The 18949-nt window shown below is 41.5% G+C and carries 19 protein-coding genes; 9 read left to right on the top strand and 10 right to left on the bottom strand.

Going from position 1 to position 18949, the window contains the following annotated elements:
- Positions 1–46 precede the first annotated feature (46 nt).
- Both BM378_RS10655 and BM378_RS10650 read right to left on the bottom strand, forming a co-directional pair.
- Complete coding sequence (locus BM378_RS10655; RefSeq protein WP_036972660.1) at positions 47–1042, bottom strand: LLM class flavin-dependent oxidoreductase; 996 nt, start codon at positions 1040–1042, stop codon at positions 47–49.
- A gap of 64 nt (positions 1043–1106) precedes the next feature.
- Entirely contained in the window at positions 1107–1880 is a 774-nt protein-coding gene (locus BM378_RS10650; protein ID WP_065979177.1) for a siderophore-interacting protein, read from the bottom strand.
- 91 nt (positions 1881–1971) lie between these two features.
- Here BM378_RS10650 and BM378_RS10645 point away from each other — a divergent pair, with 91 nt between their 5' ends.
- The 3 genes from BM378_RS10645 to BM378_RS10635 all read left to right on the top strand — a co-directional run bounded on the left by BM378_RS10645 (position 1972) and on the right by BM378_RS10635 (position 4127).
- Positions 1972–2406 (top strand): MarR family winged helix-turn-helix transcriptional regulator, encoded by a 435-nt coding sequence (locus tag BM378_RS10645; RefSeq protein WP_074989159.1) that lies wholly within the window; start codon positions 1972–1974, stop codon positions 2404–2406.
- Positions 2407–2469: 63 nt separating this feature from the next.
- Positions 2470–2883: a LexA family protein gene (locus BM378_RS10640; protein ID WP_036972666.1), complete on the top strand. Its 414-nt coding sequence runs from the start codon at positions 2470–2472 to the stop codon at positions 2881–2883.
- On the top strand, positions 2871–4127 hold the full coding sequence (locus BM378_RS10635) for a Y-family DNA polymerase (protein ID WP_036972668.1): 1257 nt from the start codon (positions 2871–2873) through the stop codon (positions 4125–4127). The genes BM378_RS10640 and BM378_RS10635 overlap by 13 nt, the downstream gene beginning before the upstream one ends.
- Here the strand turns inward: BM378_RS10635 and BM378_RS10630 are convergent.
- The 3 genes from BM378_RS10630 to ybaK all read right to left on the bottom strand — a co-directional run bounded on the left by BM378_RS10630 (position 4124) and on the right by ybaK (position 7055).
- Entirely contained in the window at positions 4124–5947 is a 1824-nt protein-coding gene (locus BM378_RS10630) for an Lnb N-terminal periplasmic domain-containing protein (protein ID WP_074989158.1), read from the bottom strand. The two genes, BM378_RS10635 and BM378_RS10630, sit on opposite strands and share 4 nt — an antisense overlap.
- Positions 5948–5992: 45 nt before the next feature.
- Positions 5993–6475, bottom strand: a complete 483-nt coding sequence (locus BM378_RS10625; RefSeq protein WP_065979173.1) for a DUF3015 domain-containing protein — start codon at positions 6473–6475, stop codon at positions 5993–5995.
- Positions 6476–6593: 118 nt separating this feature from the next.
- Complete coding sequence (ybaK, locus tag BM378_RS10620) at positions 6594–7055, bottom strand: Cys-tRNA(Pro) deacylase (RefSeq protein ID WP_065979172.1); 462 nt, start codon at positions 7053–7055, stop codon at positions 6594–6596.
- 480 nt (positions 7056–7535) lie between these two features.
- On the opposite strand from ybaK, the gene BM378_RS10615 reads away from it, so the two are divergent.
- Positions 7536–7880 (top strand): DUF3302 domain-containing protein, encoded by a 345-nt coding sequence (locus BM378_RS10615; RefSeq protein ID WP_036972677.1) that lies wholly within the window; start codon positions 7536–7538, stop codon positions 7878–7880.
- Between the two features lie 3 nt (positions 7881–7883).
- Positions 7884–9014, top strand: coding sequence for an HlyD family secretion protein (locus BM378_RS10610; protein ID WP_074989157.1), 1131 nt, complete (start codon positions 7884–7886; stop codon positions 9012–9014).
- 59 nt (positions 9015–9073) lie between these two features.
- Here the strand turns inward: BM378_RS10610 and dnaJ are convergent, their stop codons facing one another.
- Together dnaJ and dnaK are read right to left on the bottom strand one after the other, a co-directional pair.
- Positions 9074–10210: a molecular chaperone DnaJ gene (gene dnaJ / locus BM378_RS10605; protein WP_036972987.1), complete on the bottom strand. Its 1137-nt coding sequence runs from the start codon at positions 10208–10210 to the stop codon at positions 9074–9076.
- Positions 10211–10402: 192 nt separating this feature from the next.
- Complete coding sequence (gene dnaK, locus BM378_RS10600) at positions 10403–12322, bottom strand: molecular chaperone DnaK (protein ID WP_065979170.1); 1920 nt, start codon at positions 12320–12322, stop codon at positions 10403–10405.
- A gap of 239 nt (positions 12323–12561) precedes the next feature.
- Here dnaK and BM378_RS10595 point away from each other — a divergent pair, with 239 nt between their 5' ends.
- Positions 12562–13362 (top strand): thioesterase family protein, encoded by an 801-nt coding sequence (locus BM378_RS10595; protein ID WP_074989156.1) that lies wholly within the window; start codon positions 12562–12564, stop codon positions 13360–13362.
- On the opposite strand, the gene BM378_RS10590 is transcribed toward BM378_RS10595, so the two are convergent.
- Positions 13351–14127, bottom strand: a complete 777-nt coding sequence (locus tag BM378_RS10590; RefSeq protein ID WP_227006867.1) for a substrate-binding periplasmic protein — start codon at positions 14125–14127, stop codon at positions 13351–13353. The genes BM378_RS10595 and BM378_RS10590 overlap by 12 nt on opposite strands.
- 139 nt (positions 14128–14266) lie before the next feature.
- Here BM378_RS10590 and BM378_RS10585 point away from each other — a divergent pair, with 139 nt between their 5' ends.
- From BM378_RS10585 to BM378_RS10575, 3 genes are read left to right on the top strand one after another with little or no spacing between them, the layout of a single operon-like run.
- Positions 14267–15505 (top strand): PqiA/YebS family transporter subunit, encoded by a 1239-nt coding sequence (locus BM378_RS10585; RefSeq protein WP_074989155.1) that lies wholly within the window; start codon positions 14267–14269, stop codon positions 15503–15505.
- Positions 15502–17157 (top strand): intermembrane transport protein PqiB, encoded by a 1656-nt coding sequence (pqiB, locus tag BM378_RS10580; RefSeq protein WP_036972689.1) that lies wholly within the window; start codon positions 15502–15504, stop codon positions 17155–17157. The genes BM378_RS10585 and pqiB overlap by 4 nt, the downstream gene beginning before the upstream one ends.
- Positions 17157–17774, top strand: coding sequence for a PqiC family protein (locus tag BM378_RS10575; RefSeq protein WP_074989154.1), 618 nt, complete (start codon positions 17157–17159; stop codon positions 17772–17774). The genes pqiB and BM378_RS10575 overlap by 1 nt, the downstream gene beginning before the upstream one ends.
- Here BM378_RS10575 and BM378_RS10570 read toward each other — a convergent pair.
- Together BM378_RS10570 and BM378_RS10565 are read right to left on the bottom strand one after the other, a co-directional pair.
- Positions 17757–18248, bottom strand: coding sequence for a GNAT family N-acetyltransferase (locus tag BM378_RS10570; protein WP_036972694.1), 492 nt, complete (start codon positions 18246–18248; stop codon positions 17757–17759). The genes BM378_RS10575 and BM378_RS10570 overlap by 18 nt on opposite strands.
- A gap of 10 nt (positions 18249–18258) precedes the next feature.
- Positions 18259–18663: an NUDIX hydrolase gene (locus tag BM378_RS10565; protein ID WP_036972696.1), complete on the bottom strand. Its 405-nt coding sequence runs from the start codon at positions 18661–18663 to the stop codon at positions 18259–18261.
- Positions 18664–18949: the final 286 nt, after the last annotated feature.

The following is an 18949-nucleotide window of genomic DNA, read 5'->3' as shown; positions in this document are numbered from 1 at the left end:
ACACACAGTGTGGTGCGTAATTTACGTCATTACGCACCGTAACCGATTAACTCATTATGTTCGCAAGTATCGTCAGCGCGTGTTGTCTGTCGCTCAATTCGTACAGGTCGTTAGTAAAAATAAACTCATCAACCTGTAGCTCTTTTTTAATCATACTCAACTTATGCTTAACGCTCGCTTGACTACCTACAACAGCAAGCCCTAAAAAGCTTTCAACTTGCATTTTTTCTTGAGGTGACCACAGTCCATCCATACTTGCAATCGGCTCTTTTAACCACAATGCTTGACCGCGCATTAACGCTAATATTCGCTGCTTTGAAGTTGTAGCCAGAAACTGTGCTTGCTCATCAGTATCAGCAGCCACCACAGGCAACCCAAGCATCACATAAGGTTTATCTAATACGTCTGATGGTTGAAACTCGCGTCGGTACAACGCTATAGCATCATGAACAAATCGTGGCGCAAAGTGACCTGCAAATGCATATGGCAACCCCTTTTTCGCTGCTAATTGAGCGCTGTATAAGCTTGATCCTAACAACCAAATAGGAACATTTGTATTTTCACCGGGAATAGCCCTAACAGGTGAGTCACCTTTATAGGGGCCTAATAAACTTTGTAACTCGGTGACTTCGTCTGCAAAATGCTCAGCACGCTGCTCATCGCGTCGCAACGCGCGACTTGTAATGGGGTCGCTACCGGGTGCACGTCCTAAGCCTAAATCAATACGACCAGGATATAGACTTTCAAGCGTGCCAAATTGCTCAGCAACAACTAAAGGAGGATGGTTAGGTAACATGACCCCACCCGCACCGACACGGATACGCTGCGTTTTTCCTGCAACATGGCCGATAAGTACTGATGTCGCCGCACATACGATGCCACGCATATTATGATGCTCAGCCATCCAAAAGCGATTAAAGCCTAGCTCATCGGCAGTTTGTGCATAGGCAACACTATTAGCAAGGGTTTGTGAAACTGTTTCGTTCTCTTTCATTGGGCTCAGTTCAAGCAATGAAAAAGGCATACCGCTTAATTCAGACATAAGCTCTCCATAATGGGGTTGATAACGTTATAATGAGTGCGAATGTGCTTTTTTCAAATGCTAATTAAGCACGGCTTTGTTGCTGTTTTTCCACTTTTAGTCCATCTGCATCAATACCACGTTTCCAGTATGCGGATGCAACAATGTGCTCACGCGCTACAGAAAAGCGACTGGTTACTAAGCGTTTAATCTCTTTAACAAGATTTGCTTCAAGCGCCATAAAAACCAAAGGCTGAGTGTTATACCCGCCACATAATTGTGCTACTTGGTCTAAAAGTTCTGTTTCTGGCTTATTGGTGACAAGCCAATGAACACTGTGATTAATAGCCGCTTTGTTTTGCTCAAGCTCAATAATATCGTCTTTATCTTCAATATGAATGAGCACATCAACATGCGCACTACTTGGAAGTACTTGCAGATAACCATTGATAGCATTGATAGATGTGAGGTCTGCAAGCATTAAATATTGAGCCTGTTCAAAATCAGTCAATTTTTTAGGACCTGGCCCAGCAATCCCTACTTCATCACCAATACATGCGTTCTTTGCCCAATTTGTCGCAGTTCCCTGATGTTGATTAATAACAAAATCCAGTGTTATTGCACGTGTTACAGGGTCAATATCACGAATTGTGTAAGAGCGCATAATTGCAGGATGCTCAGCGTTTAGATCTTGTTCTACGTGGTATTCACCTGCATGTGGAAATAACACTTTTACGTAAGCGCCTTTCGCATCGAGTGGAAAATCTAGAAAGTCTGGTGAACCAACCGTGATCCGTTGTAAGTGCGGCGAAATGCGCGTGGTATTTAATACATTTGCACGACGAACTTTTTTTGCCATGTTTGTCTCCTATAAAGTTTTACACTGCCCCATTAGTTGATATAATCAACTATATACTTTTAATTGACTTTGTCAACTAACTAGGTAAACCATGTCACAAACATCACTTTCTTCAGCTTTATTTACACTGGCGCAGAGCTACCGTGTCACAGTACGTAATGCGATTAACGCGAATGAATTAGGTTTAAATGCCCTCCATGTGCGCTGTTTACACATTATTGCTGAAACCAACCACTGTACTGCTAATCATATAGTCGCTAAAACAGGCCGTGACAAAGCACAAATAGCACGGCTTATTAAAGAACTACTCAAACTCGCATTAATTACAAAATGCGCTGATGAAAATGATAAACGCTGCTTAATTTTATCATTGACAGAACAAGGGAGTGCTTTGTTCTCACGCCTAGAGGTCGCCGAGCAAGAGGTAGACAAGGCTCTGTGCCAAGGGTTAACAGAGCAACAAATCAGCGAATTCATTTCGACAGCCACAATCATGATCGAAAATATTAACCGTATCGACCGTTAATCACATTGGCAAGATTACGATAAACCACTATACTGTACAAACATACAGTATAGTGGTTTTTTTATGCGTGTTATTCCTATTTATATTGAAGCAGGCGTATGTGGTTTCGAATCACCTGCGGCTCAATACAAAGAACTTGGCTTATCATTAGATCAGCTGTTAATTAAGCACCCCGATGCGACTTTTATTGGTATTGCGTCGGGAGAATCAATGCAAGGTGTCGGTATTTTTGATGGCGACTTATTGCTTGTTGATCGCGCTGAAGATGTTAAAAATGGCGATGTAATCGTCGCAAACTTAAACGGTTTATTTGTTTGTAAATTACTCGACAAACACAATGCACAGTTATTGTCAGCCTCTGCCAAGTACCCCGCAGTGCAGTTAAGAGATTCTGATGAATTTCAACTCGAAGGTGTTGTTACCCGCTCTATTCGTATGCACCGCAGTAGCAAAGAACTACTATCATGTACGCCTTAGTTGATGCAGTGGCGTTTTATGCCAGTGCAGAAAAAGTTTTTGACCCGTCGATTCGTCGTAAACCCGTTGTGGTTCTAACTAACAACGATGGCTGTATTTGTGCTGTGTGCCCTATTGCTCGCAAGCTTGCTATCCCAAAGTTTCAACCTTATTTTCAAGTTAAACAATACCTCTTTGATCATCAGGTCGTGATCCGTTCTTCTAATTATGAGCTTTACGCAGATTTAAGCGAGCGTATGATGAATGTGATAGGTCGCTTTTGTGATAACCAACACATTTATTCGATTGATGAGTCTTTTTTAAATTTTAACGGTTTTAATCCACTCATAACTGATTGGTATCGTTATGGGCATACTATTCGACGTACAGTCTGGCGTGAAACAAAACTGCCCGTGGGCGTAGGGTTTGGTCCTACGGCAACACTTGCAAAGGCAGCAAACCATGCGGCCAAAAAACTACCGGGGTTTGATGGTGTTGCCGTCATAGATTCTGAGTCTTCACGGGTCAATATTTTACGCGCCATGGATATACAAGATGTATGGGGCGTGGGAAAACGGTTAGCTAAAAAGCTAAAGTTAATGAACATTAACACCGCACTTGATCTTGCACAGCAAGACCCCCGAAAAATGAAACGCTTATTTAGTGTAGTACTTGAGCGTACCGTTAATGAACTATGTGGCAAACGCTGTTTGAGCTGGGATGATGTACGCCAAGATAAAAAAGAAATTTTTTCAACACGTAGCTTTGGTGAGCGCGTAACAGATCCCATAACGCTAAAAACCGCATTGATTAACCACAGTGCTATTGTAGCGCGTAAACTACGCGCTCAAGGGTCGCTAACTCAACGTTTACTGATATTTGTCGCCAGTTCACCACACCAACAAGGCTACTACAAGAAATCGTATATTTATGAGTTCAATATCGCCACCGCCGACAGCCGTGTATTTGCTAATGCAATTAGCGAGGTATTCGAGCAGTTATACAAACCCAATGTGCTTTTTTACAAATGTGGTGTTGGCGCACTAGAGCTTACAAGCCACATGTTCCAACAACCCGACTTATTTCAAGCCTCCATCGATAACCCTAAGTTAATGCAATGCTTAGACAAAATAAATGCACGCTTTGGCATCGGCACATTAGCCATAGCCAGTGAAACGTCTAGCGCTGACTGGCATATGAAACGAGAGTATTTATCACCCCATTACACAACACGCTGGTATAACTTGCCAAAAATACACTGTTAAAAGTAATGCAGTAGCTGTAATTTAAATTGCTGCTCTGATACTTGCCAATCTTGATATACAAAAGAGCTTCTGAACCCCCAATTTTGCGCTAAAGCAATTTGCCAATGCGCAGAAAACTCAATGTGCTTGTCACTGCGGGGCTCATTGAACAGCCATAATGCTTGGCCCGATAAAGCTAGCTTTTGTGACTCTGTCACTTGCCATATAGCACCGGCCTCGCTGCCTAAAGCAAATGAAAGCGAATCAATTAACGAACCAGTTTGCAACAAAGACGACGCTAAAATATAGCTTTGAAAATGGTTGGCATCACCAAAAGATTTACCGTATCCACCTTGAATAAAGCTACGGCCAGCTCGCTTTTTTAACGTAGGTTGGCGGTCATAACCAACGCGGACATTCCAAGACCAAGAATCAAAAAGTCGATTGTCAGGTGCTAAAGACATGGCATCTATCACATATAAACGCTCTAAAAAAAGGCGCTCGTTGTTATCAATACTCGCCTCTACATCAAAAAAGCTGATTTGGGCGCCGGGTATAAAGCCCCCTGCATTATCTAATAAATCGTGATAAGCAACACGATAACTTAAACCAACACGGTTGGCGCTATTTTCATAGTGGCTAACCACAGCACCAATACGCGCAGAGCCATGTCCCTGCTCGGGACTAACACGCGGTATTTGAGGTGGCTCAAAGGGTGAGACAACATGATATTGGCTTCGTTGATGAAGAAGTCGCGTTAATCGTGGGGCTATTTCGTCGCGAGCAAGACCTTGATCATAGTACTGATAATTAAGCCATTCATAGGCCATTTCGAGTACTGGCACAGCATCTTTAGCCGAAAGTGATAAATCATGCAAAGGTTTTCCATCACGTAATGCTTGTGCCATGACAAGTTGTTCATCGGTTAACTGGCTTTCATAATTAAGTAACTTGCTGCCCGACGCTGCGCGATATTTAGGGGGCTGTAATAATCCATATTGCTTTAATGCAGCAACCGTATCTGAGGGAATTGCGTGTGTAGAAAACTCCGAGGTTAAAAACAAATCATCACGCGCTAGCTGTAACAAGGCTAATAGCTGATATGAGCAATTCTCATCAATAAAAAAATAATCAAATGTAGCCCACTGCATCTCCCATAAATGAAGCAAGATACGCTGAATTTCTGGCTCTGATAAGTTAAGCGGATACTCCCAAATATCACGCGATTCGAGATCATTATATTCACGCACCTTTCTATAGTAAGGCATTAAGGTGAACTTACCGGGGTATTGACCAATAACGCCTTTTAAAGCGTAAAGCGCTGCATTATCTGTTGCATCTGGTTCAGCAGCGAAATTTACCGCAAAAGCTATTAGTTCACGACTGCGAGTTTGATCCCTTGCGTCTATGCGCAGTAACGTATGACCAAACATAGATGAGGGATCATTCATAAACGCAGTTGGAAACACCAAGGTTATACCTTTAGGGTTTATAAGCTGTTGCCAAACATCTATCTCAGGGCACAAAAGTTCAGGCCACTGCGGAAAAAAATGATCCTTCAGCCACCTATAGCGAGCAGGAAAACGACATTGAGCCTCATTATTATCAGCCAACTCAAATGCTTTTATCGTGGCAATAAGCTCAGCATGAGGATCGCTCTTACCTACAGGCGAAAAGAAAAATGCATTACTGTCTACTTCACTTTCATACGAAGAAAAACGTTGCTGATTATAATGTCCTAGTTTAAGCCAGTAAGGGTTATAAGCGATATCTTTTGTAACCGTACTAGAAAAAACAGCGCTGCTAAAGAGCACTAAACAGAGCAATAAAAGTCTATGCATAAGAGAATAAAAGCCCGTAAAGGGCTTTATAAAGAAAAACGTCAATTAAGACAAAGTGTAAGATGCAAGTTGTGCATCATTTGCTACAAGTGTATTTAGATTTTCAAGCACAATTTGAGATGTCACATTTTCTGATGTGAAAACATGCGAAAACTGTGTTTGCACTAATTTATTGAATGCCGCTTTATCTTGGCTTTCTACGCCCCAAACTTCAGCAAGTGTTTCAAGTGCTTCGCCTTCACCGCGAGACATATCACGTGCAAGTTGTTCCATATTGCCATCAATAAACGTTGCAACTTTCGTTGATGCAGTTACTGTGCCTGTGCCATCACAGCCTAGCGTACCAAATGTAATACCGAATGTTTGGTTACCAGAAATACCATTTGTTGTTGCACCAAGTACTTTAACAACTTTACCGTCTTTACCTGCAAATAACATTGAACCGAAACCACAACCAATATCTTGGTCGGCCATTGCAGTTGAAAGTGGAAGTAGTGAAAGTGCAGAAATAGCAATTAATTTTTTCATATCCTGAATCCTTTTAGATAAACCGTTATTAACATTAATAAGGCAAATTAAGCTTATACAGAATGCACTCTATATCAAATAAAAAATACCTAAAATAGAGAAAAAACAACAGACATGTTCAAAAATCAACCAACTTAGCCCCTGTTAAGCGACTGAGGTCGTGAACAGAAATCGAAACCTCTAAACCACGTTTTCCTGCAGACACGTACATAAGCTCACAGTTTGATGCACAATGGTGGATAAACGTAGCAAGTCGCTTTTTCTGACCAAGCGGGCTTACTCCTCCAAAAATATAACCTGTACTATTTTCAACTTTTTGCTGAGCAGCCATCTGCACCCTTTTTACACCGGCCGCTTTGGCTAACATTTTAAGGTTTACTTGCTGCATAACTGGCAACACCGCAACAAGCAGATGATTGTCGTTATCTTCAAGTACCAACGTTTTAAATACTTGCTCTGCCGGTAAGCCTAACTTTTCAACCGCTTCAAGACCGTATTGTGTGTTATTGGGGTCATGGTCGTAGCTAAGAACATTAAACTTAATTCCCTTTTTTTTGAGTAAGTTAATTGCAGGTGTCATCTATTAATCCTTAAAAAACCAATGCTGTTTCATTAAAAAGTATCATAACTGTTTGTTATAGAGAAAGAAGCAAACACATTAAAAACCGTTCTTTAATGACCAATAAAAATTCCTGCATACGCTACACTAAAGGTATGAGCACCAAGCAAGGTCAGTATCATGTCGAAACACACCTGCTTCTATCTTATAAAGCAGTGCATAGTTATCGTTACATTACTAAGCACCATAAACTTTATCTGCAACGAATACACAGCTTGGAATGCGTATATTGCCTGTCAAAATAAGTGTCATACCCTAGGGCTTGATAAAGGAAAAATTCAAAAAACTGCATTCTCAGAGGATGTGACTCTGTGTCGGTGTCTTGCCGATACAGACTACTATGTGGTGCTAAACTAATGTTTTGTATAAAAATAGAAACTAGGAAAAAATAAAATTTAACGTATTATAAAATTCTACTAACGAAAGAACGAAGGAAAGTACATGTTTTTAGACTACTTTGCACTAGTTATGCTGGTGTTTGTTACTGTAGTAATATTTTATGGCGTAATAGCCATCCACGATATTCCCTACGAGATTGCCAAAAAACGTAATCACCCTCATCAAGATGCCATTCATTATGCTGGCTGGGTCAGCTTGTTTACACTACATGTGTTATGGCCTTTGCTGTGGGTGTGGGCAACCTTATGGCGCGACGACAGAGGCTGGGGGTTTAACCAAATTCAAAAAGAACAAGAAGAACTTGCCGAAAAAGTAGCTAGCTTGTCAGCGACTGTCGCTGCATTACAGGCACAAATAAACGCCCAATCGAATAATAAAGAGAAGTAAAATATGGATTTACTATTAATACTATCTTATACCGCACTATGTATTGGCATATTTAAAGTATTCAAGATCCCCCTAAATAAATGGACAGTGCCAACCGCTGTACTCGGCGGTGTCATTTTAATTGGCACACTCATTTTATTGATGAATTACAATCATCCACACTCGAACATGGCAAGCAGTGTCTATGTAACCACCCCCATTGTTCCAAATGTTAGAGGCACTGTTGAAGAGGTTGCGGTAAATGCAAATCAGCCGGTTAAAAAAGGTGATTTACTCTTTCGCTTAGATGATACCTTATATAAAGCAAAACTAAATGAGGCAATGGCTGGATTGCAAGATGCGACGCAATCAGTATTAGGGTTAGAAGCCGCATATAAGTCAGCACAAGCAAGTACTCTTATGAGTAAAGCAGAATTCGAGCGAAGTAAAAAAGAATACGAACGCTATGAAAAAGGGGCAAAAAGCGGTGCCTATTCAAAAGGCCAAGTTGATAATAAACTAGGAGTCTACCTCGCAGCGAAAGCAAACTACGAAGCGTCACAAGCACAAGAGTTACGTCAGAAGCTTGCGTACGAATCAGAAATTAATGGTGAACAAACCAAAATAGCCGCAGCCAGGGCCCATTTAGAACAAGCACAGTTTAACCTTGATAGCACTCGTGTTTATGCACCGACAGACGGTTACGTTACCCAATTAACTCTTCGCCCAGGGATGATTGCCGTCCCTATGCCATTGCGCCCGGTGATGACCTTTGTACACAAAGAAGACACTCGTTACGTGGCCGCATTTAGACAAAATTCATTACTTAGATTAGAGCCTGGCTATAAAGCTGATTTTATTTTTAAAGCCATTCCCGGCAAAACCTTTGCAGGTGAAGTCGTTGATGTACTACCAGCAATAGGTGAAGGACAAGTTCAAGCACAAGGTACACTAATGGGCAGTGAGTTTTTTGCACGTGAAGGGCGGGCAATCGTGACACTGAAAATTACCGACGATATGAGTGAATATCATCTCCCACAAGGCACAAGTACCGAAGTGGCCGTGTATTCAGAACATTTTGAGCATGTTTCTGTTATGCGAAAAGTGTTAATCAGAATGAAAAGCTGGCAAAACTATTTGTTCTTAGATCACTAAAACAAGCATAAAAAAGGCGCTTAAAAATAAGCGCCATTTTTATATTCAGCTAACTAAAATTACTTAGTTAAATCATCGAAGAATTTCTTCACACCGTCAAAGAAACCTTTTTCTTTTGGGCGATTTTTAGAACCATCTTTACCCATGCTTTGCTCAAGTTCTTCAAGCAGTTCACGCTGACGTTCATTAAGATTAACAGGCGTTTCTATCACGACTTTACAGATTAAGTCACCTTGAGCACCACTGCGTACAGACTTAACGCCTTTACCACGCATACGGAACATTTTACCCGTTTGGCTTTCTGCTGGGATCTTCAGTTTGGCACGACCGTCTAATGTCGGCACTTCAATTTCGCCACCTAATGCTGCCGTTGTGAAACCAATTGGTACTTCACAATACAGGTTATTGCCATCACGTTGGAAAATTGGGTGTTCACGAACAGAGACTTGAACATATAGATCACCCGCAGGGGCACCATGCATCCCCGCTTCACCTTCACCTGAAAGACGAATACGGTCACCCGTATCTACACCCGCAGGGATTTTAACTGATAGTGTTTTAGTCTTTTCGACGCGGCCTTGACCATGACAGCTATCACAGGGATCAGAAATAATCTGACCAGTACCCTGACAGGTAGGACATGTTTGCTGCACAGCAAAAAACCCTTGGCGCATTTGCACTTGGCCTGCACCATGACACGTTGTACATGTTTTTGGTTTAGAGCCGGCTTTTGCGCCACTACCATCACACGGTTTACAACTTACCCATGTCGGTACTTTAATTTCTACATCTTTACCACGAACAGCTTCTTCAAGGCTTAAGTCCATGTTGTAACGTAAATCAGCACCGCGCTGTTGGCGAGATTGACGACGACCACCGCCACCGAAAATATCACCAAACACATCACCAAAAATATCACCAAAGTCACCGTGACCACCACCAAAGCCACCGCCATGACCGCCACCACCTTGTTCAAAGGCAGCATGACCATATTGGTCATACATTTGACGTTTTTGGTCATCAGTAAGTACTTCGTAGGCTTCTTTTACTTCCTTGAATTTCGTTTCAAGTTCTTTATCGCCTGCTGTACGGTCTGGATGATATTTCATCGCTAAGCGCTTATACGCTTTTTTGATGTCTCGTTCGCTGGCATCTTTGCTAACGCCGAGAACTTCATAATAATCGCTTTTTGACATATCTATCACACTACTCTTTTTACTGCAGTTTTCACTGCATGAAAGTAAACCGATAAAGGGTATCGCTTTACCATCCATATACATGCAAAAGGCGCGTCAAGCGAAATCGCCGGCGCGCCTCAATCATTCATCCTAACTTAATTGGCCTAATAAAGCAGCCTCTTTTAAGCTAGGCAGAAGCGGTACGAACAATTACTTGTCGTCTTTCACTTCTTCGAACTCTGCATCAACAACATCGTCGTCTTGCTTAGCAGAAGATTGTTGTGCACCTGCGTCAGCACCACCTTGTTGTTGTGCTTTAGCTTGTGCAATTTCCATAAGCTTTTGTGACTTTTCAGCAAGCGCTTGCGTCTTCGCTTCGATCTCTTCTTTCTTGTCACTCTTAATCGCCGCTTCAAGTTCTGAAACTGCAGCTTCGATTGCTTCTTTATCTTCTGCAGGTAATGCATCGCCTGCTTCTTCGATTTGCTTACGTGTACCGTGAACCATTGCATCAGCTTGGTTACGAGTCGCGACTAGCTCTTCGAATTTCTTGTCTTCTTCAGCGTGAGCTTCTGCATCACGTACCATTTTTTCAACTTCTTCATCGCTTAGACCTGAAGAAGCTTGGATAGTAATCTTCTGCTCTTTGCCTGTATCTTTGTCTTTCGCAGATACGTGTAAGATACCGTCAGCATCAACATCGAAAGTAACTTCGATTTGTGGTGTACCACGTTGCGCTGGACGAATACCTTCTAGGTTAAATTGACCTAGTGATTTGTTATCGCTAGCACGCTTACGCTCACCTTGTAACACGTGAATCGTTACTGCAGACTGATTATCTTCCGCTGTTGAGAACACTTGTGATTTCTTAGTAGGAATCGTCGTGTTTTTCTCAATTAACGCCGTCATTACTTGGCCCATCGTCTCGATACCAAGTGATAACGGAGATACGTCAAGAAGTAGTACGTCTTTTACGTCACCTGCAAGTACACCACCTTGAATCGCTGCACCTACTGCAACCGCTTCATCTGGGTTAACGTCTTTACGTGGTTCTTTACCAAAGAACTCAGCAACCGTTTTTTGCACTAGTGGCATACGTGTTTGACCACCAACAAGAATGATGTCATTAATGTCGCTAACTGATAAATCAGCATCAGCAAGTGCACGCTTAAGTGGCTCGATTGACTTAGTAACTAAGTCTTCAACCAGTGACTCAAGTTTTGCACGTGTTACTTTCACGTTCATGTGCTTAGGACCTGATGCGTCAGCAGTCACATACGGTAAGTTAACTTCTGTTTGCTGTGCAGAAGAAAGTTCAATCTTCGCTTTTTCAGCTGCTTCTTTAACACGTTGCATTGCAAGAGGATCATTTTTAAGGTCAATGCCTTGATCTTTCTTGAACTCTTCAACCAAGTAGTTGATGACACGGTTATCAAAGTCTTCACCACCTAGGTGTGTGTCACCATTAGTCGCAAGTACTTCAAATGTGTGCTCGCCTTCAACTTCGTCAATCTCGATGATTGAGATATCGAAAGTACCGCCACCTAAGTCGTAAACTGCAACAACGTTTTCACCTTTGTTTTTGTCCATACCGTATGCAAGTGCAGCGGCTGTTGGCTCATTGATGATACGTTTTACTTCAAGACCTGCGATACGACCCGCATCTTTCGTTGCTTGACGTTGTGAGTCATTGAAGTAAGCAGGTACAGTGATTACCGCTTCAGTAACCGCTTCGCCTAAGAAGTCTTCTGCTGTTTTCTTCATTTTCTTCAGTACTTCAGCAGAGATTTGTGGTGCAGCACGTTTTTCACCGCGTGCTTCAACCCATGCGTCACCGTTATCAGCCTTTACAATTTTAAAAGGCATGATGCCGATATCGCGTTGCACTTCTTCATCTTCAAAGCGACGACCAATTAGACGCTTGATAGCAAATAATGTGTTAGTTGGGTTTGTTACTGCTTGGCGTTTTGCAGGTTGACCAACTAATGTTTCACCGTCTTGCGTGTATGCAATGATCGATGGTGTTGTGCGATCGCCTTCCGCGTTTTCAATTACGCGTGCTTTATCACCGTCTAGTACTGCTACACAAGAGTTAGTAGTACCTAAATCGATTCCAATAATTCTACCCATGAATCTTCTCCAACTTCAAAATTCGTTAAAACGTTCGATGACTAGTAAATAGGGGTGCAGCAAACTGAATTCAACTATAAAAATGAAAAAAATTTACTTTTTTTTGAAATATTTTCTAAATGCATACTTTTTCCGCAAAAACCGCCGGTTTCTAAGCCAAACGGCGTGCCAAACAAACTGGTCTGATGACTTTTACTGTGCTATAACCAACGACATAATAATAAATGTTAAGGATATTTATGCATTTTGAACAATTACTCGCTAAAGCCAGTGAGCTTGGTAAAGATAAAACCAAAGTCATGCAATTCCCCGAAAACTGGTGTCAGGGTCGTACCGCGTTTGGGGGGTTATCGGCCGCTTTATTATATCAAGCTATGCGTCAGCATATTGATGGCTCGCGTCGTTTATTATCACTGAGCACCAACTTTGTAGGGCCATTATTGGCTGATACTGATTTTTCCATTGATGTTGAGGTATTGCGCGAAGGTAAAAACAGCGCACAAGTACTTGCCAAAGTCATTCAAAATGGTGACGTATGCGTGATAACCCAAGCCTGCTTTGGAGCCAATCGAGAATCAGCGGTACGCGTTGATGTGAGTAAAATAATGCAACTCAAACCGGTAGATGAGCGATTCATCCTCCCTTATAAAGAAGGAATGATGCCTGCGTTTTTCCAACACGTATCGCTGTGTTTGCAAGATGGTAATATGCCATTTTCTGCTGCCGATACCTCACACCTTGGTGGCTGGATGAAGTTTAAACAGGGGCCTTCGCAAATGGCTGAGGCACATATTATTGCGCTAACAGATGCCTGGCCGCCGACATTATTACAAATGTTCAAGCAACCTGCACCTGCCAGTAGTATGTCATGGTACATTGAATTTTTAGATGAGCCCGAAGTTGCACCTGATGCATGGGTTGGGTATGAAGCAATCACCCATCACAGTAAAGGGGGTTATGGCTTAGAAGATGGCTGCATTTGGCGTGAAGATGGCAAGCTTATCGCACTCAGTCGCCAAACTGTCGCTTTATTTGCTTAACTTATCGGTGCTGAGCTTTGCGTACTCAGTACCATCAAGGCGAATAATCGCTTGATATTCGCCTGAATCAATTATTTTTCCAAGGCCAATATTAAAGGTCTCTTTAAGTGCCTTATTGTTGAAAAAAGCGGGTCTTGGCGCACGTTGGAAAATAGGGTGGACCACAAAAGGAAGATGCTTGGCTGATTGCTTGTATTTTTCTAGATAATATAAGAACACACGACGCTCTAGAATAATGACATCGACCCAGCCTTTCATTAAATGATCAACCTGTGCCTCTTGGTTTATCACTTCGTCGTAAGAGCGTAAAATATGAGTAATTGATTTAAAGGGCGGTTCGATAAAGTTTGTCGCATTTTGAAAAGCCAACACACTTTTACCTGCAAGGTCGTACACGCTATTAATTGTAAACTCGCTGGCAGCTAGACTAATCGCAACATTTTGATAATAAAGCAATGCCTCACTTTTATATACGTCAGCATGTACCGTGGCAGGAAAATTTAGGGCGATGTCTATTTTGCCTTGAATAAGCTGCTGCTCTATACGCTTATTCGACATGTAGTGAATATCAAGGTGAGTGATGCCCTGTGATTTAAGTGCCGCTTTGACTATTTCTAATTGAATACCGCTGTTGGTATGCTCCATCATATAAGGAGGTAGATAGGCACTTGCAGCAATCACGAGCGCCTTCTCAGTATATTGAGGAGATAAGCAGTAAGCTTTAAAATTAATACACAGCATTAAAAAGAAAAGTAATTGCTTCACCGCTCACCTTAAACAACATATTGCATAAAATACACTCAAGATCTGTACATATATTAACTTATTTAAAACAATTCTGCATTTGTATTTAAGCCTTAATTGATGCAGAATTAATTAAGTTCTTGTTTAAGAGACCCTTAGTTTGCAAACAGCATGCCCAAGTTGTGATCATGTCATTGAGATCCCAGACCTTAAAGCAAAACAATTAGCAGTCTGCCCGCATTGCAATACAAAGCTGTTATCTTCACAAGCAAATCAAGATAGCCACATTGTTGCACTGAGCTTAAGCGCCATTGTGATGCTATTAAGCAGTATGTTTTACCCATTCTTATCATTTACCAGCAGTGGCATAACGCAAACAATTACGCTGCCTGATGCTGCGCGAATATTATTTAATTACGACAGTGACTTTCTAGGCCTCTTTATCGATGTAAGCATCATCGGCTTACCGATGTTTTTACTTTTACTGATTATTCCTCTGCACTTAGGGTTACTAAAGGCATTGCCCTATTTATGGGGTAAACGACTGTTAAAAATGACCTTTGCTTTAGAACCTTGGATCATGTCTGAAATTTTCTTAATTGGTGTCATGGTCAGTATGGTTAAAATAATGTCGATGGCTGATATTGAATTTGGTGTCAGCTTTTACTCGTATGCCGCCTTTGTTATCTGCTATGTAAGCGCGATAGCAAAGCTCAACAAGCACGCTTTATGGCAACAAATCAAACCCCCAGTTTACATCGAACAAACAAAGCCTAACACCAGGGCCATCGATCAAGGCTTGCGTGCATGCCATGTTTGTGGCCAGTTAGGAGACACAGATATTTGCGTGCGTTGTGAATCTAAAACCTTCACTCGTAACCCGTATAGTGTTCAAAAAGCGGCAGCTTGGTTAATAACGTCTATCGCGTGTTATATTCCTGCCAATATTTTTCCCATTATGTACACAACGAGCCTAGGTGATGAAACCCCGTCGACATTAATTGGCGGTGTGATGATTTTATGGAACAGTGGCTCCTACCCTATTGCAATGATTATATTTTTAGCCAGTGTAGTCGTGCCTTTGGCTAAAGCATTGGTAATGAGTTTTTTATGTTTTATGGTGGCACGGCCAGCGAATAGACAAACAAAAAGTTACACTCGAATTTATCAATTAACTGAGTTTATTGGTAAATGGTCAATGATAGATGTATTTGTTGTCGCTATTTTAGTAGCCTTAGTACAACTAGGAAACTTAATGTCAGTGACACCCGGTATCGGCACCGTCTTTTTTACAACCATGGTGATCTGCCAAATGTTAGCAGCCCATGCATTTGATCCACGACTATTGTGGGATAACCCTGAAAACTTAAAAACAGCGAAACAAGAGACCTTGGTATGAGCGAAACCGCTAAAATAAAAACAGCGCCCAATATATCGGCAATTTGGATCATTCCCGTTATTGCCTTGCTAATTGGTGCATGGATGTTATATCAATATCAAGTAAATAAAGGGACAACCGTCTTTATTAAAATGCCCCATGCGGAGGGTATTGTAGCTGGTAAAACAGAGATTAAAGTTCGCAGTGTAAAAATAGGCCAAATCGATCATGTTAGACTCTCCGACAAACAAAACAGTGTTATTGCTCGCGCTCAAATAGATAAACATTACGAAGACTTACTCACCGAAGATGCCAAAATTTGGGTTGTAAAGCCGCGCATTGATGATACAGGTATCAGCGGCATGAGCACGCTACTTTCTGGCGTTTACTTAGAATTCTCTCCTGGCGAAAGTAAAAAACTCACTGAAAAATTTGAGTTACAAGAAGAACCGGCATTAATTGGCAAAGATGTCAAAGGCGGACGTTTTACTTTACTGAGCTACAACGCTGAAGTGCTTGATGTGAGTACGGGCATCTATTTTAAAGATTATAAAATAGGTCAAATAGAAACAGCCACATTTGACTGGAAAAATCAGGCAATGAAATACGGTATTTTTATTAACGAACCGTACCAGAACTTAATAACACTCAACTCCATTTTTTGGGTTAACTCAGGCATTGAAATTGATCTTTCTGCCGATGGTATAAATGTTAACACAGGCTCTTTAAGTAAACTGCTGAAAGGCGGTATCTCTGTCGGTAGACCAGAGCAGCAAGCCCCCGGTGAAGTAGCCAGCAATGGGCATAGCTTCTCGTTAAGTGATAGCTATAAAGCAGCTTTAGAAGAGCGTTTTTATGATTTTGATTACTACTTAATAGACTTTGAGCAATCAATTCGAGGCCTTAGAGCCGGCGCTCCAGTAGAATACAGAGGAATGCGAATAGGCAGTGTGGTTGAGGCACCCGCCAGTGTCATCATAAACGGTAAACCTGCCCACTTTCGAACCGATAACACAGCCGTTCCTGCGCTCATAAAAATTGAATACGGGCGGCTTTATCATGACAGTGCAGCGGCACGAGAGTTTTGGCATTCAAGCCTCAACGGCTGGATTAAAAATGGTCTGCGCGCCTCCTTAAAACCAGGCAACTTACTAACGGGTGCGGTGTACGTTGATCTTGATATTTACGACAACGCGAAGCCTGCAGAACTCACAACGATTGCTGAGTATACTGTTTTCCCGAGTGTATCGAGTGGTATCACGGTGCTTGCAGACCAAGTGTCTGATGTGCTTAATAAAGTGAATAATTTAAAAATTGAAGACAGTTTAGCGCAAATGCAAGAGACCTTTTCAGAATACCAAGCGCTCGCTCATGACATGCGGGATCTTCTTAATAAACAAGATACCCAAGATTTACCCGGTGATATTAATCGAAACTTTGCTGAAATGACCAAGAGCATGCAGCAATTTGATAAAACCATGAAACAATTCGAAAAAACAATGGCAAGTTATGAGCAAGGCTCAACATTCCACCAGCAATTACAAACAACCTTGTCAGAATTTAAGCGCTTAAGTGAAGAGCTACAGCCACTTACCCGAGGTTTGAATCAACAGCCTAACATGCTGATTTTTGATAAAGAACTCCCAGCTGATCCCACTCCGAGGAAACAATAATGAACAATAAACATCTCGCTTTATTTAGTTTAGGCGCAGCATTACTGTTAGTTGGTTGTAGCCAAACGTCATTCTCAACCATCGAGTATTATCAGTTTTCGCAGCCAATCGTGGCTATGAAGCGTTCGAGTGACAATACACACGTTCAGCTAAGAGTTAATACTGTTCAATTGCGAGGCGCACTGAATAATCGCGGTATTGCAATGGTTCTCGATAATAACCGTGTTAACGCAGCAAATTATCACCTGTGGAGTGAATCGCCTGACTTAATGCTGACAGCCAGTGCGCATCTGCAACTATACACACAGCTGACAAACTGGATGGTAATAAAAGGATTACCGGTTATTACCGATGTCGATCAACAACGTTACTACGAGCTTGAATACGAACTTCATCACTTTAATGGCGACGAAAAAGGTAACGCAAATATCGCAGGTCTTTGGCGTTTATATTACACAACACCAGAGACTGGTCGAAAAATAAAGGCTGTTAACTACTTTAACGAGCTAACACCTTTACACGATAATGATTATGAAGGGCTCGTTGCAACACTTGAGACGACGTGGCTTAAAGTGAATCAACAAGTAGGCGATGAACTCTCAAAGCTTGCTCTTTAAAAGTAAAGTAAGTGGTTGGTGATCGTCATTAATAATGACATCACCCACCTGCTCAAATCCGAGTTTTTGTAGTACCTTTTGCGATGCACTATTTGTTTGTGACGTAATTGCCACCAATACTCCAAGTGCCTTAACGTGCGTTTTTGCTAACAATAAACCAGCCGCACGGGTGGTAATTCCCTGCCCTTCATACTCAGCTAACAAAGCAAACCCTAAATCTGGAATAGCCAGTGCGTCACGCTGAAACAAGCCCACCATTCCTATCGCTGTGCCATCCGCTAAACAAACAACATAACTGCCAAAACCGAACTGCTGGTGGCTGTTAATAAAGGTCTGTTGAATATAATGCTGTGCTTGTGCCAACGTTTTAATCTGCTTATCACCGATGTATTTGATAAAAGAGGGTTGATTTAAAAGACTGAGAATAAATTGCTCGTCACCCGGTTGCCCAGCACGTAAATGGATATCAAACATTTAAGTTCCCTTAAAATACTTTACTGACTACATCTGATGTAAAATTTAAACAATCCAGAACACGCTCTTTCTGAACGGTCGACAAGGCGTCTATATCAAAATAATCATATTCTGTGTGTTCACTACTGAGCATAATTTCCGCATTTTCAGGTAAATAGGCACGAAATATAAATGCGTGAGAGTTAAATGCAGTGTGGTAATAAACCCCACTCAGATAGCCAATTTGAATGTCGCAGTTGAGCTCTTCTTTACATTCACGCACTAAAGCCTGATGTATTGTTTCACCTTGGTCTAAGGCACCGCCCGGTAATCCCCAACTTTTTTGCCCATAGTCTGCTTTAAGTAATAATACTTGGCCCTGATCATTCGTGATCACAGCATGACTACTTAACCTGTATGTATCTGAAAAAGCCATAAAAACCCTTCGTTAAATTTTACTTAAGCCTAACATGAATACACTGCTTAAATTAATTAAGATAAGATAAAAATTCTTATTGACTAAATTAAAATTCAGGATTATTTTTCACGCGATGTTTTGGGCAAAACAATAGCAGTATATCCTCTATACTGTCTGGCGCCAGCCAACGCAGGCACTTACCGTAAAGCGGCCTTAAAGTGTGTTCGCGTAAAGCAGTGACATGAGTTGAAAAAACAACTTTTGATTTATGTAAGCAAAAGACTTTTGCTTAACTGTGTGAAAA

This window comes from Pseudoalteromonas lipolytica, assembly GCF_900116435.1.
In the GTDB taxonomy this organism is placed as follows: Bacteria; Pseudomonadota; Gammaproteobacteria; order Enterobacterales; family Alteromonadaceae; genus Pseudoalteromonas; species Pseudoalteromonas lipolytica.
Note: the sequence above shows the minus strand (reverse complement) of the source record. Positions and strands in the feature narration are given on the sequence as shown.